Origin of the sequence: Clostridium sp. HBUAS56017 (genome assembly GCF_007115085.1) — a bacterium.
GTDB classification, from domain to species: domain Bacteria; phylum Bacillota; class Clostridia; order Clostridiales; family Clostridiaceae; genus Clostridium; species Clostridium cibarium.
This window is the reverse complement of record NZ_SULK01000004.1, coordinates 55,238-68,105: the sequence shown is the minus strand read 5'-3', so window position 1 is coordinate 68,105 and position 12,868 is coordinate 55,238. Positions and strand designations below refer to the sequence as shown.

Below are 12,868 nucleotides of genomic sequence, written 5' to 3'. Positions count from 1 at the left end.
ATATAAAAATAGAGACTATGTTTTAGAATTATACTAAAGCATAGTCTTATTATAAATTTATACTATCTGTTATCTAAAGCTTCTTTAAGAGTGTGCCAAGCAAGAACTGCACATTTAACTCTAGCAGGCATATTAGAAATGTTTTTAAAAGCCATAGCATCTTCTAATGCATATAATTCTTCATCATCTATAATTTCTCTTTTAATCATTCCAATAAAGGTTTCAGTAAGTTTTAAGGCTTCTTCTATAGGTTTTCCTTTAATTAAATCTATCATAATAGAAGTAGATGCTTGAGATATAGCACATCCTTGACCTGTAAAAGCTAAGTCTTCTATAATATCTTCTTTTAATTTAAGCTCTAAAGTTATTTCGTCTCCACAACTTGGGTTATGACCTTTTTCATGAATATTTGGATTTTCTAATTTCCTCTTATTATGCTTTGATGTGCTGTGTTCCATTATCAATTCTGTATAAATTGAGTTTAAATCCATAATAAATTACCTCCATTTTGAAAACATTGTATATGTTTTTTCTATTGCTTCAATTAATTTGTCTACATCTTCTTTTGTATTATATAAATAGAAGCTAGCTCTGCAAGTTGCATTAATGTCCATAAATCTCATTAGGGGTTGAGCACAGTGGTTGCCTGACCTTATTGCAACATTATGGCTATCAAAAACTGAGGCAACATCATGGGGATGAACACCTTCTATATCAAAGGAAATAACACCACTTCTGTGATCTATATTTTTAGGGCCATATACTTTTACATATGGAAGAGCGTTAAGTTTTTCTAAGGCATATACTATTAATTCATGTTCTATTTCAGAAATTTTATCCATACCTATTTCATTTAAATAATCAATAGCTGCACCTAGGGCTACAGCACCTTCTACATTTTGAGTTCCACCTTCAAATTTAGCAGGAAGCTCAGCGTAGGTTGTTTCTTGTTCATAGACATATTCAATCATATCTCCACCAACTATATATGGAGGCATATTTTGGAGCAGTTCTTTCTTACCATATACTACTCCAAGTCCCATTGAACCTAGAAGTTTATGAGCTGAAAATACTAAAAAATCTGCATCTAAATCTCTAACACTTACTTTCATGTGAGGTATACTTTGAGCTCCATCAACTATAACTTTAGCCCCCATAGAGTGTGCATAATCAATAATATTTTTAACTGGATTTATTGTGCCAAGGGCGTTAGATACATGGGTTATGCTAACTAATTTAGTTTTAGGGGTTATTTTATTTTTGATTTCATCTTTTGTAATTTCACCATCTTCATTTACGTACATGTATTTTAAAATTGCTTTTTTAGCTCTTGCAACAAGTTGCCATGGTATAAGATTAGAATGATGTTCTGCAATTGAAATAACAATTTCATCACCTTCATTTATATTGCTCATGCCATAGGAGGAGGAGAGGAGATTAAAACCTTCAGTGGCATTTTTGGTGAAAATAATTTCTTTTGAAAATTCTGCATCTATGAAATCTCTAACCTTTTTTCTAGCATCATCATAAGCTTTTGTAGCATCAATGCTAAGTTTATATGCACCTCTATGAGGGTTTGCATTGTTAGTTTTATAATAATTTTCTATAGATTCTATAACCTGAGTTGGTTTTTGTGTTGTTGCAGCACTATCTAAATAAATTAGTCTTTCCCCATTTGCATCAGCCTGTAAAACAGGGAAGTCTTCTAAAAAGTTTTTATTACTCATTTTTCAAACTCCTGTCCACTTGTTCTAAGATTTCTTCAATGATATTTGGGTCACTGATTTTATCTATTATAGGGTTAAAGGCTGCTCTAACTATTATAATTTTTGCTTCATCATAGCTAAGTCCTCTAGACATTAAATAGAATAATTTATTTTCATCTATTCTTCCTGAAGATGCGGAATGTTCTCCAGAAACATCATCTTCTCCACATAATAGTATTGGCATTGCTTTGGCTTTAGCTTCCTTTGAAAGCAACATGCAATATTCATCTTCTGAACCTACACTTTTTGATGATCCACGTTTAAAATCTATTGTTCCTTTAAAGGCTTTCTTTGCTTCACCTTGTAAGGCTCCTTTAACATTCATATTTGATTTACTATTTATTCCTGTGTGGGTAACAATATAGTTTATATCTATAACTTTTTTGTTTCCTCCTAAATAGATAGAATCTATATTTGAAGTTGAAGAATCAGCTTTTAGATCAGCATGATAATTAGTAATGCTATACTTACTTCCAAGGTCTATTGAAACAAAGTCAGCTGTGCTTAAAGAGTCCACATCAGAGACATTTGAGTCAAAATGTATTATATTATCATTTAATAAATTAACTTTAACAAGTTTAATATTACTGTTTTTCATAGAGTATACTGTGCAAATTCCGTTATGATACCCATCTGAGTTATCTAAAGATTTATATTTTACTATAATTTCTGCCTTTGAATTTTCTTTGCCAAGGATAATTAAGTTATCTATTAAGGTTTTATTATCCTTATCAAAGTCAAATTCTAAAATTATTGGCTCTTTAATACTCTCACTTATTGTTATTAAGTAGCCATTATTAAAGTGTTCATTACCTTGCTTTATAAGTTCTTCACTTACACCATATATAAATTCTTTATATATAGGAAAGAGATTATTATTCTTTAGTTTTTGAATATTAACTCCATTAACCTCACCTTTAATAGTTACATTGTTAAATTCTTTGATTTCTTCTATATTTAATTTTCCGAGGCTTATATCATTAATGTTAAGCCAGGATTTTGTCCTTACGGGAGTCTTATTTAAATTATCAAAATTTATAGCTTCCATTAATATCACCTACCCAATACTTCCTTCTAATTCTATATTGATTAAATTATTCATTTCAACTGCATATTCTAAAGGTAATTCCTTCGATATAGGTTCAACAAAGCCTCTTACAATCATTGACTTAGCTTCATCTTCGCTTATACCTCTAGACATTAAGTAGAAAATAGATTCATCGCTTATTCTTCCTATTTTAGCTTCATGTCCTATTTCTACATCATCATTTAATAAATCTATAACAGGAATAGTGTCTGATTTAGATTTATTGTCTAGCATTAAAGATTCACAAGACACCATAGATTTGGAGTTATAAGCATTTGAGTTAACCTTTAGAACACCTCTATAAGTAGCTTTCCCACCATTTCTTGAAATTGATTTTGAGTTTATTGTGGATGAAGTATTTGGAGCAGCGTGTATAATTTTGGCTCCTGTATCTAAGTCTTGTCCTTTACCTGCAAAAGATACTCCTGTAAATTCTGCTCTTGCACCTTCACCTTTTAATATGCTCATTGGATATAACATTGAAATTTGTGAACCAAAGGAACCTGAAATCCATTCAATAGTTCCATTCTTTTCAACTATTGCTCTTTTAGTATTTAAGTTAAGCATGTTTTTTGACCAGTTTTCGATTGTACTATATCTAAGGGTTGCTCCTTCTTTAACATAAAGTTCAACACAACCTGCATGAAGATTAGTTACACTATATTTTGGGGCTGAACAGCCTTCTATAAAATGAAGTTTTGCTCCTTCATCTACAATTATTAATGTATGCTCAAATTGTCCTGCACCTGGGGAATTTAATCTGAAATATGATTGGAGGGGGATATCAACATTAACACCTTTAGGTACATATACAAATGAGCCACCAGACCATACAGCCCCGTGAAGTGCAACAAATTTATGGTCATTTGGAGTTACGCATTTCATAAAATATTCTTTAACTATATCTTCATGCTCTTTAAGAGCTGTTTCCATGTCAGTATAAATAACACCTTGTTTAACTAAATCTTCTTTTATACTATGGTAAACAACCTCAGAGTCGTATTGAGCTCCAACACCGGCAAGGGCACTCTTTTCTGCTTCGGGAATTCCTAAAAGATCAAAGGTTTTCTTTATATCTTTAGGTACTTCATCCCATGACCCAACTAAATTACTTTTTGGACGTACATAAGTTACTATGTTATCCATATCTAATTCTTCTAAAGATGGACCCCAAGATGGAAGAGTAAGTTTGTTATATATTTCTAAAGATTTTAATCTAAATTCTCTCATCCACTCAGCTTCATTTTTTTCTTTTGAAATAGTTTCTATTATTTCTTTAGTCAATCCTTTCTTAGACTTAAAGCTAAAACTATCTTCATTTTTTATATCATATATTCCTCTATCCATTTCATCTATATAGGTCTTTTTCCTATTTTCCATTAAAATTCACCACCTTTAAACTGTTAAGTTTTCTTTAAAAGATTCGTAGCCTTTCTCTTCAATTTCTTTAGCTAAGTTGCAATCACCAGTTTTAACGATTCTTCCATCAACTAAGACATGAACGTAATCTGGTTTTAAATTTTCTAATATCTTAGTGTTGTGAGTTATGATTAAAACTCCATTTTCTTCATTTGAGAACATTTCTATTCCTTTAGAAACAATTCTTATGGCATCAACATCTAGTCCTGAATCAGATTCATCTAAGATAGCAAGTTTAGGCGCTAGAGTAAGCATTTGTAGTATTTCATTTTTCTTTTTTTCGCCGCCTGAGAATCCTACATTTAAATACCTCTTTGCATAGCTTTCATCCATTTTTAATTCTTTCATATTCTTTTTTAAGTCTAGATCAAATTTGAAATGTTTTAATACAGTCCCATCGTTTGACCTTTTAGCATATTTTAAAAAGTTCTCTACAGTTATTCCTGGAATTTCTTCAGGATATTGAAATGATAAGAATAATCCTCTTTTAGCTCTTTCATCAGTTTTTAAATCATTTATGTTTTCGCCATCAAATTCTATATCACCATTTAATCTTTTATATTTTGGATTATTCATTAATGCATTAGCAAGAGTAGACTTACCAGCTCCATTAGGACCCATTATTACATGGATTTCTCCTTTGTTGATTTCAAGATTTAATTCTTTTAATATTTCTTTTTCATCTGCTTCTATCTTTAAGTTGTTTACTTTTAATAAACTATTACCCATTAAAAATCACCTCAAATATTTTTTGATTTATATATAATATTAAGTTTAAAATTAAATGTGTATTTTAAATACACTTTTATATTAGCACAGGAAATTTTAATGTGCAATATAAATACACATTTTATTTTGTAGAATTTTACATGAAAATGATTTTATTTTTAAGTATATTATTTTGTTAACAAGTTAGAAATAAATTTATCAACTTTAGACATATTTTTAGTTTATTATTTAATTATGGATAGAGAGGAGTACAAACTTATAAGAAAAAATATCTATTAAATTCAACTGTTAATAGTTGAAAATACAAATACTGAAATTAGAAATAAGTGACGGCTATAATTTAAATATAGGTTAAAGGAGAAATATATTTATGAAAAAAAGATTTTTATTAAAAATATTTGGATTTATAATTTTAGGAAGTTTTCTTGTTATCCCTCAATATGGTTGTAAGTTAAAAGATAAAGAAATAGTATTAGCTAATGATGTTAAAGATAATTTAAAATCTACAAGAGCTGAAATATTAAAATTAATTGAAGAGGGGAATACATTTTTAGAGTCTAGAAAATTTTCTGAAGCAAGAGATTGTTATGAAAAAGGTATTTCAAAAGATAAAGCTAATGAAGATATCTATCTACAAGTCAAAGACACTTATATGAAGGCTGAAAGATTTGATGATGCTTATTATATTATAAAATTAGCAATAGACAATAATGTATCTAAAGATTCAATGACCCAAGTTTTAGAAGATATAAAATCAAAATTCTCAATTATACAATTAGAAGATACAATAACTCAAGGAGATGACTACAGTTTACCAAATCCTAAAACTATTCCAATAGATACAGCCACTAATCCTGTAAATATTCAATGGAATAAAAAAGATATTGATACTTCCAATTTGGGTATATTTACTTTTGATGGATATGTAGAAGAGTATGGAAGAAAAGTTCAATTAAAATTAACTATAAAAGAAGTTGTTAAACAAACAAATGAAGGTAATAAATCATCTAATAAAGATACTATTCAAAATGAAAAAAGTGTAAATAATAAAACAATAACTTATAGTAGTAAAGGATTAGGAGTTTCTTTTGATATGCCAGCAAGTTGGGAAAATAATTATATAGTTAAAGATGATGGAATACAAATAACAGTTTATATGAAACATGAAGATAATGATAATGGATCTGCTTGGCTATTTACAATAAGTAGTGATATGCATGATTTTTCTAATGGAGACAATTTAGATAATATTTATGATGGTATTCATAGGACTATAAATGGGAAACAGTATCTAGTTGGAGGACCAACAGACATTGGATTATCTGAAAATGATTCTAAGTTTAAATTATATCAAACTATGAAAAAAGATTGCAGTAATATAATAAAAAGTTTAAGATCAGCTTAGATAAAAAAACAAAAACGATTCTATTTTATATAAGTAGGATGGTTTTCTAATTAGTATATATTAGAATTTAAATTTTGCATTAATGTTAATTAATTTTTTTTCTGATATAATGAATAATAATGAGTAGATATAAGGGACGTGAGAGTATGAACTTATCAAAGTTTTCAGATTATGCTTTTAGAATTTTAATATATTTAGCAGAAAATCAAGATAAATTATGCACAGTAGAAGAATTGGCTTCAAGCCTTGAAGTATCAGAACATCATGTAAAGAAAATCGTTCATAGGTTAGCAAAAACGGAATATATAGTATCTTCTAAAGGAAGAAATGGTGGGTTAAAGCTTGGGATGGAGCCTAAGGATATAAATTTAGGAAAGATTTTAGTTATTACTGAAGAAAAATTAAATTTATTAGAATGTTTTTCTAGTGCAAGGCATGAATGTAATTATTTTGATTGTAAGTTTAAAGCTATATTAGGAGATGCATTAACTGCTTTTATAGATGAAGTTAGTAAATATACTCTTCAAGATATTTTATAGGTTTTAATTGAATTGGTCGGGGGATGGCAAAATCCTATAGTTTATTATTTATACTATATAGCCAATTTAGAAGAAAAGGTGAGAATAAATGAAAAAGTATGAAAAGTTAGTGAGAGATAAAATCCCAGAAATAATAAAGAAGAGTGGAAGAGAGTGTGAATTTATAATTGCACCAGAAAAGGAAAGATATGATCTTTTAGAAGCGAAATTACAGGAAGAAGTAGAAGAATTTTTAGAAGATAAAAATTTAGAAGAATTAGCTGATGTAATGGAAGTTCTATTTGGACTTGCTAATGCTTTGGGGTTTAGTGAAGAGGAACTTTTAAAAGCTAGAGCAAATAAAAATGAGGAACGTGGGGGATTTAAAGAAGGAATAGTATTAAAGTCTGTTAGATAGAGATATAAATTGAGATTAGAATTCTATTTAGTTTTATACTCCTTCATAGGAAATTATGTACAATAAACTCATATTGTGGTATAATTCAAAAAGACATTAAGTGAGTTGAATCTGTGGGAGATTAATTTACTTAAATTATTATTTAATGCAAGCGATAAAAAATATTATATTTTTACATGGGTTAATACTTTTTAGTATTAACCCATTTTTTTATGAGCAATTTTAAGGCAGGTGATCTTATGTTTTATGAAATAAGTGACTTATTTTATACATCAGCATATGAGAGTAAACGAGATAATTACAAGAGAAAAATGAAGAAGTTAGAAAGTTATAAAAGTGAGTTAGATAGAGAAATAAGTGAGTGTGATCAAGCTGTTAGTAATTTCTATCAAGTCTATGATGAAGATAGTAATCTTTATGGTGAGGCTGTGGACTTATTTTTTGAAAGATCAAGGGAACTAAAGAACAAAATTGATAATTATAGGGAACATCTAAGATATGTTAGCAGTGAAATAGCTAGCAAAATAGATAAGTCCAGGGAATTATATGATTATTATGTAGATAAGTGTGAAGAGGAAGATAGAGAGCTTAAGAAAAAGTGGAAGGAGAAATATGATTGATGCAGTACAGAGCAAAATCAAGTATGGATTCAGATATAGAGAAAGTTAAAAAAGCGCATGAATTATTAGTAGAGTCAGATAGTGCATTAAGTGAGTTAGTTTCTAGTATTAGGGGAGATCAGTTTAATTGGAGTGGTAAGAATAAGGAAGCTGTAATTAGTTTATTAGATCTTTGCAGCGAACTTAGTAAAAATCTTATACCAGTAGCAGAAAAGAATTGTAATTCAATGGAGAAATTCTATGAAAAAGCTAGTGATTTCATGAGTAGTTCAGAAATAATTAGCCCATGGAGGTAAGAACATGATTTCAGTAAATGAACTATATTATCTAAATAGAGCATTAGATGGTAAAAACATCTATGGGATTACACCTTATAATGGTGAGAAGTTAGAACTGTTTGGTGCATCAAAAATAAAAGAAAACCTAATAAAAGAAAAGATACTTAATAAAGATGGTTCTATTAATGATCTATCTTTTCTTATACTTAGAAATCTAGAGAAATATAAAAAAGCTAAAGATTATATTTGGATAAATGATTTAGTTATGGCTATGGATAAAAGTAATTTTCTAATATATTTCAAGCCAGAAGAGGATGGTAGAGTGTTATTTAAGAAGACAACTAAAGAAGCCATGATATTTAATATAGTAAAACAATACGAATTTCTATGGGGAAACAAAGAAGAGGTGGAACATTCAATAGATATTCCTATAAAGAATTTTTTCCAAGATAAAGGGCTGGTCAAAGATAGTAAAGATATTTTATACATTCAAAAAGTGAATAAAGGAAAGATCATTTTTAGTAATGCTTACTACATTGAGGAGAACAATTTATTTAAATATGATTTTTTAAAAGAGAAAGCAATCATTGTTAATCCATTGGAAGTAAGAAAAGAAATACTAAAGCTATATAACATGGAGGTGAGTTAGAGAGATGGCAGATCACATAGAAGTAGGCAATGACTTGTTTATAGTTATAAATAAAATTATGATTATAGCTCAAAGTTATAATGATGCTCTTCAAATGTATGATGAAGGGATGAAGAGTTTTTTAGATGGAGGAAATGGCTATCTTGGAAAGACTAAAGAAAATTTAGAGCAGTTTAATAACGGTTTAAATGGACAATTAGTTAGTTTAGTTAATTACCTTCAAATTACAGCTTCATATGTTTATAGTATATTACAAAAATTTGCAGAAGAAGATGAAAAATTAGCTCAAGTCTTGAAAATGATAGCAGAGGAGAGAAAATAATGAGGGATTTTTCAATAGATGAGCAAATCAATTCAAGATGTTCAAATGCTGAGTACGCTTTAAATAATTGTGGTAGAAATTTATATGAGGCAAATAGAGTAGCAAAAGAAGCAGTAGAATTAATTAATAGTGATGGTGGACTTGGATACATAGATTATTCTCCTCTTGATAATGAGATTAATGAACTTTTTAATTGGTCTCAAAGGTATACAGTTTTTAAAGGGCTGTGTGGATACTATGATAGCAGTGTCGACAGTGACTTTTTCTCAGAGCAGGAAGATGCCTTGGAAGACTTGGGACTTATAAGGATTGAAGATATATCTGTAAAAAATAACTTAGGAATAGAAGAATCTGGAGTAACAGAAGAAGGTTATGAATACACAAGAGAAAAGGCAGGGTTAACTTTTCAAGATTTACTTACGTACGAAGGCGTATCAGATGTTATGAAAAAGCAATATGAAGAATACAAGGAAAATGCTAAAAATAATAATGAAGAATATATCGATGAGTATGGTAAGTATCTAAAACAAACTATAGAAGGTGCAGATGTAACTTATGAAAAGGCATGGAAAAAATGGGTATCCCTTGGTCTTGATGTAATTCCAATAGTAGGAGATGCTAAGGGATTAGTTGAAGCTGTTATAGGAATGGATTTAATAACCCAAAGAAAGTTATCAGATGCAGAGAGAGCTTTAAGTGCATTGTCAGCAATACCTCTAGTAGGAGATGGAGCTGTGCTAATAAAGGTAGGAAGTAAATATGGTGCTAAGGAATTACTTAAGGTTTCGGGAAAGGAACTTATGAGAAATGTAGGCGCCATGGGGACAGGCTATATTTCTATGGAAGCAGCAGAAAAAGCAGGATTGCCACCATGGGTAGGGCTACTTGCCTACCAGGGAACTAGAATTAGTGCTATGGGAGTATCGAAATATGGAGGTACAGTTTCTGCTAGAGTTAAGGGAGTTGAAAGTGGTGGCTTTTTAGACAACATGAGGATAGAAACTCCAGATGCTTATAAAACTTTTATGAAAACCATACAAGATGGAACTAAGGATAAAAGTTTAAGGCTAAGCAGCCTTGGAGCTGGAGAATTTGAGAGGATTTATAGAAGTAACGAGAATTTGAGAAAGATAGTAACTGAGGTTGATAATCTTGGGCTAACTGCTGAAGAATCAAAGAGAGTTAGAGCTGTTTTGGATAGTGGAGATAAGGAAACTATAGAAAACTTAGCGCAAGTTGTTGTAAAATATAAGGGAGATAAGGACAGGATTCTTGGGTTTGTTGATGCGAAGGGTGCAAGGATTGCTGTAATAGGTAAAACTGGTGAAGGAATACCTTTAGAAGAAGTAAAGCCATATGTACTTAAACAGATATATCCTGATGATAATGGGGCATATGGGTATTTGCCAAATGAAGGCACTGCATATCATAAACCAGAATATGATTTTACTGATGTAGATTGGGCAAAAGGAATGCAAAATGTTAGAAGGGATTATATTGAAGCATCTAAACAATTAGAAATTGATATTGAGAGAATGTCTTCAGAAGGATTTTCTAAAGAAGATATAGCAAAACATGTTGTTGATGCACGTAATCAACAGAAAGTTACAGCTAGAGCAAATATGAGGGTAGAAGAGAGAGCAGGATTAGAAGCTAGAAATATTAAAAAGTATGGGAATCCAATAGGACCGACTGTTGAAGGTATGTTTAATAGGATGAAAGAAAACTATATAGATAAAGGGATGTTTACATCTGATGAACAAATATGGGAAATTATAATTCAAAAGTCAATGGTAAAAGATGATGTAATAAATACATTATTAGGATTAATACATTAGGAGGGATTAGTATTGATTATATTAAGGAATTATTCTAAGATAGATACTTGCATTCAAATAGATAATTTAAGATATACAGTAGTTGAAAAAACAGGTGATATACGTCAAGGTGTAGGTGGATTTAGTGAGGATGGTGAACTATTAGGGTTATATATTGATGATGATAAATTGTATTTTCAATATAATGATAAGAGTTATGAAACTAAGCCAGATGAAATAAATTGCACAAATGAAATGTTAGAAGATGGTAGGCGTGATTTTAGAGTGAAAATAAAGGGAATCCTTGTTTGTAATATTAAATATAAACCATATATAAGTCCATTTGTTTTGACCTTCGGAGATGATGAAGATGAATTTGATTTTTTACTTTATTTAAGTAATTTAATGACAGATGAAAATTCTATTATAAATTTTATTAAGGGCATAAACAATTTAAATCAATATTACTCAAATAGCTAAGAAAGAGAAGTTCTATTTTTGTAAATAGTTTTTATAGAGCAATGAGAAGTTGAAATGAATCAGCTGAAATTAAGTAGGCTGATTTATTAATTTTAGCATCTAAATTAATATATACAATTGATACAGAAGCATTAGTAACAAGAAGCTATGGTGGAACAACAATCGATGATGTAAATACGGCTCAAATGTTCTAGGACTTAATGAAAATAATGCATGGAAATTCTCAATATTGTTTTTTAGATGATGGTTTTGTAATTTATGAAGTATCAAGAGGGAGTGAAACAGAAAAAATTGTTGCTATTAGATATAGTAATCAATGGTGGAAGATGAGATAGATGAAGGGAAATGGACAATTTGCTGTATATAAAGGGATAGAATATAAATGTTGTTTTGAAAATAATGGAGTGGTTTGTCTATTAAGTGAAATACCAACAGAAGGCTTTGTTGATTTTATGGGAACTTATTCTAAAGATGTTGTGAGAGAAGAGTGTTCTAAAATATACAAAAAGACATTGTGTTTCAAATATAATAATGATAGGTTTCTTATTAGAAAAGAAGATAATGATAAGGTTTTACTTGAAACAGGACCAAGATCTTATGATTTAATTAGCTTAGGATTTGAGCGTGTTCTTAAGGATACATTCCAAAAGTGGGTATCATTGAGTGAAGGCGAAAAATATTGGGCAGTTTATGATTATAAGGTTTGATTTCAATTAAATTAAATGATAGTAATTATAAATATGAAGGATTTAGAGAATAGCATTGAAATTGTGAAGAGCTTAATCTGATAGATGGAGCTGAATTTCATGAAGTAGTTGACGGGATCGATAAGATAGTTGGAATATTTGACGATGATATTGTTAAATTTATGCCAATGAAATAAGGAGGAAGCAATGATTAAAAATGGTAACTTTTGTTTGATTAATAGTATTGAGTATGAATTTAGTAGTGATATGAAAGGCAATTGTAAAATACGTACTATAGATAAATCAAAGATAGATGAAAGTTTTACAGATAAATATAATTGCGGTATATTTAGCAAAAAGGTAAATAGAAGTGATATACAAGAAATTTATAGTTGCAATACAATTGCAAAGATAGGAAACGTAAGTGTACATGTTGATAAAGAATTAGATAATTCATATCTTGTTGGAACAGGTAGTCCTGAAGTAGCAAAACAATTAGGATTACATATGGTTGATAAATATTATTATGAAGGGGAAATTCCTAAAAAAGATGCAATTATCAGTATTGAAAAAACAGAAATATATTAGGTAAATAAATTTATTAAGAGTTAGCGTAAAAAATGTTAACTCTTTTTTCTTGTTTTTAAAAAATAAATATCCCAACAAATAGACGT

17 protein-coding genes are annotated in these 12,868 nt (G+C 29.5%); 12 read left to right on the top strand and 5 right to left on the bottom strand.

The window, feature by feature from the left end:
* Positions 1-62 precede the first annotated feature (62 nt).
* From sufU to sufC, 5 genes are read right to left on the bottom strand one after another with little or no spacing between them, the layout of a single operon-like run.
* The gene (gene sufU, locus FAY47_RS05520) at positions 63-491 is read right to left on the bottom strand and encodes a Fe-S cluster assembly sulfur transfer protein SufU (protein WP_143315499.1); all 429 of its coding nucleotides are present in this window, start codon (positions 489-491) and stop codon (positions 63-65) included.
* Between the two features lie 6 nt (positions 492-497).
* A complete protein-coding gene (locus tag FAY47_RS05515) occupies positions 498-1,727 on the bottom strand; it encodes a cysteine desulfurase (protein WP_143315497.1) in 1,230 nt (409 codons plus the stop codon).
* On the bottom strand, positions 1,720-2,814 hold the full coding sequence (gene sufD / locus FAY47_RS05510; RefSeq protein ID WP_143315495.1) for a Fe-S cluster assembly protein SufD: 1,095 nt from the start codon (positions 2,812-2,814) through the stop codon (positions 1,720-1,722). Before sufD ends, FAY47_RS05515 begins: the two co-directional genes overlap by 8 nt.
* A 9-nt stretch (positions 2,815-2,823) precedes the next feature.
* Positions 2,824-4,233 carry a Fe-S cluster assembly protein SufB gene (gene sufB / locus FAY47_RS05505; protein WP_143315493.1) on the bottom strand — a complete coding sequence of 470 codons (1,410 nt, stop codon included), beginning with the start codon at positions 4,231-4,233 and terminating at the stop codon, positions 2,824-2,826.
* A 15-nt stretch (positions 4,234-4,248) separates the two neighbouring features.
* A complete protein-coding gene (gene sufC / locus FAY47_RS05500) occupies positions 4,249-5,001 on the bottom strand; it encodes a Fe-S cluster assembly ATPase SufC (RefSeq protein ID WP_143315491.1) in 753 nt (250 codons plus the stop codon).
* 370 nt (positions 5,002-5,371) lie between these two features.
* Here sufC and FAY47_RS05495 point away from each other — a divergent pair, with 370 nt between their 5' ends.
* The 12 genes from FAY47_RS05495 to FAY47_RS05445 all read left to right on the top strand — a co-directional run bounded on the left by FAY47_RS05495 (position 5,372) and on the right by FAY47_RS05445 (position 12,782).
* Positions 5,372-6,406, top strand: a complete 1,035-nt coding sequence (locus tag FAY47_RS05495) for an Ig-like domain-containing protein (protein ID WP_143315489.1) — start codon at positions 5,372-5,374, stop codon at positions 6,404-6,406.
* A gap of 146 nt (positions 6,407-6,552) precedes the next feature.
* On the top strand, positions 6,553-6,945 hold the full coding sequence (locus FAY47_RS05490; RefSeq protein WP_143315487.1) for an Rrf2 family transcriptional regulator: 393 nt from the start codon (positions 6,553-6,555) through the stop codon (positions 6,943-6,945).
* Between the two features lie 88 nt (positions 6,946-7,033).
* A complete protein-coding gene (locus tag FAY47_RS05485) occupies positions 7,034-7,342 on the top strand; it encodes a nucleoside triphosphate pyrophosphohydrolase (RefSeq protein ID WP_143315485.1) in 309 nt (102 codons plus the stop codon).
* Positions 7,343-7,554: 212 nt separating this feature from the next.
* Positions 7,555-7,962, top strand: a complete 408-nt coding sequence (locus FAY47_RS05480) for a hypothetical protein (RefSeq protein WP_143315483.1) — start codon at positions 7,555-7,557, stop codon at positions 7,960-7,962.
* Complete coding sequence (locus tag FAY47_RS05475) at positions 7,959-8,258, top strand: hypothetical protein (protein ID WP_207706223.1); 300 nt, start codon at positions 7,959-7,961, stop codon at positions 8,256-8,258. The genes FAY47_RS05480 and FAY47_RS05475 overlap by 4 nt, the downstream gene beginning before the upstream one ends.
* A 4-nt stretch (positions 8,259-8,262) precedes the next feature.
* Positions 8,263-8,889, top strand: coding sequence for a DUF5081 family protein (locus tag FAY47_RS05470; RefSeq protein ID WP_143315479.1), 627 nt, complete (start codon positions 8,263-8,265; stop codon positions 8,887-8,889).
* Positions 8,890-8,893: 4 nt separating this feature from the next.
* The gene (locus FAY47_RS05465; protein WP_143315477.1) at positions 8,894-9,211 is read left to right on the top strand and encodes a hypothetical protein; all 318 of its coding nucleotides are present in this window, start codon (positions 8,894-8,896) and stop codon (positions 9,209-9,211) included.
* Positions 9,211-11,049 (top strand): pre-toxin TG domain-containing protein, encoded by a 1,839-nt coding sequence (locus FAY47_RS05460; protein WP_143315475.1) that lies wholly within the window; start codon positions 9,211-9,213, stop codon positions 11,047-11,049. Before FAY47_RS05465 ends, FAY47_RS05460 begins: the two co-directional genes overlap by 1 nt.
* Positions 11,050-11,061: 12 nt before the next feature.
* The gene (locus tag FAY47_RS05455) at positions 11,062-11,508 is read left to right on the top strand and encodes a hypothetical protein (protein WP_143315473.1); all 447 of its coding nucleotides are present in this window, start codon (positions 11,062-11,064) and stop codon (positions 11,506-11,508) included.
* 200 nt (positions 11,509-11,708) lie between these two features.
* Positions 11,709-11,843, top strand: a complete 135-nt coding sequence (locus tag FAY47_RS21150; protein WP_279232038.1) for a hypothetical protein — start codon at positions 11,709-11,711, stop codon at positions 11,841-11,843.
* Positions 11,844-12,215 (top strand): hypothetical protein, encoded by a 372-nt coding sequence (locus FAY47_RS05450; RefSeq protein ID WP_143315471.1) that lies wholly within the window; start codon positions 11,844-11,846, stop codon positions 12,213-12,215. It abuts the gene before it with no gap.
* A 186-nt stretch (positions 12,216-12,401) separates the two neighbouring features.
* Positions 12,402-12,782, top strand: coding sequence for a hypothetical protein (locus tag FAY47_RS05445; protein ID WP_143315469.1), 381 nt, complete (start codon positions 12,402-12,404; stop codon positions 12,780-12,782).
* Positions 12,783-12,868 lie beyond the last annotated feature (86 nt).

Bases quoted from the DNA above. Each gene is read 5' to 3' on its own strand.
- sufU (WP_143315499.1), bottom strand. From the start codon at position 491: ATGGATTTAAACTCAATTTATACAGAATTGATAATGGAACACAGCACA.
- FAY47_RS05515 (WP_143315497.1), bottom strand. From the start codon at position 1,727: ATGAGTAATAAAAACTTTTTAGAAGACTTCCCTGTTTTACAGGCTGAT.
- sufD (WP_143315495.1), bottom strand. From the start codon at position 2,814: ATGGAAGCTATAAATTTTGATAATTTAAATAAGACTCCCGTAAGGACA.
- sufB (WP_143315493.1), bottom strand. From the start codon at position 4,233: ATGGAAAATAGGAAAAAGACCTATATAGATGAAATGGATAGAGGAATA.
- sufC (WP_143315491.1), bottom strand. From the start codon at position 5,001: ATGGGTAATAGTTTATTAAAAGTAAACAACTTAAAGATAGAAGCAGAT.
- FAY47_RS05495 (WP_143315489.1), top strand. From the start codon at position 5,372: ATGAAAAAAAGATTTTTATTAAAAATATTTGGATTTATAATTTTAGGA.
- FAY47_RS05490 (WP_143315487.1), top strand. From the start codon at position 6,553: ATGAACTTATCAAAGTTTTCAGATTATGCTTTTAGAATTTTAATATAT.
- FAY47_RS05485 (WP_143315485.1), top strand. From the start codon at position 7,034: ATGAAAAAGTATGAAAAGTTAGTGAGAGATAAAATCCCAGAAATAATA.
- FAY47_RS05480 (WP_143315483.1), top strand. From the start codon at position 7,555: ATGAGCAATTTTAAGGCAGGTGATCTTATGTTTTATGAAATAAGTGAC.
- FAY47_RS05470 (WP_143315479.1), top strand. From the start codon at position 8,263: ATGATTTCAGTAAATGAACTATATTATCTAAATAGAGCATTAGATGGT.
- FAY47_RS05465 (WP_143315477.1), top strand. From the start codon at position 8,894: ATGGCAGATCACATAGAAGTAGGCAATGACTTGTTTATAGTTATAAAT.
- FAY47_RS05460 (WP_143315475.1), top strand. From the start codon at position 9,211: ATGAGGGATTTTTCAATAGATGAGCAAATCAATTCAAGATGTTCAAAT.
- FAY47_RS21150 (WP_279232038.1), top strand. From the start codon at position 11,709: ATGAAAATAATGCATGGAAATTCTCAATATTGTTTTTTAGATGATGGT.
- FAY47_RS05450 (WP_143315471.1), top strand. From the start codon at position 11,844: ATGAAGGGAAATGGACAATTTGCTGTATATAAAGGGATAGAATATAAA.
- FAY47_RS05445 (WP_143315469.1), top strand. From the start codon at position 12,402: ATGATTAAAAATGGTAACTTTTGTTTGATTAATAGTATTGAGTATGAA.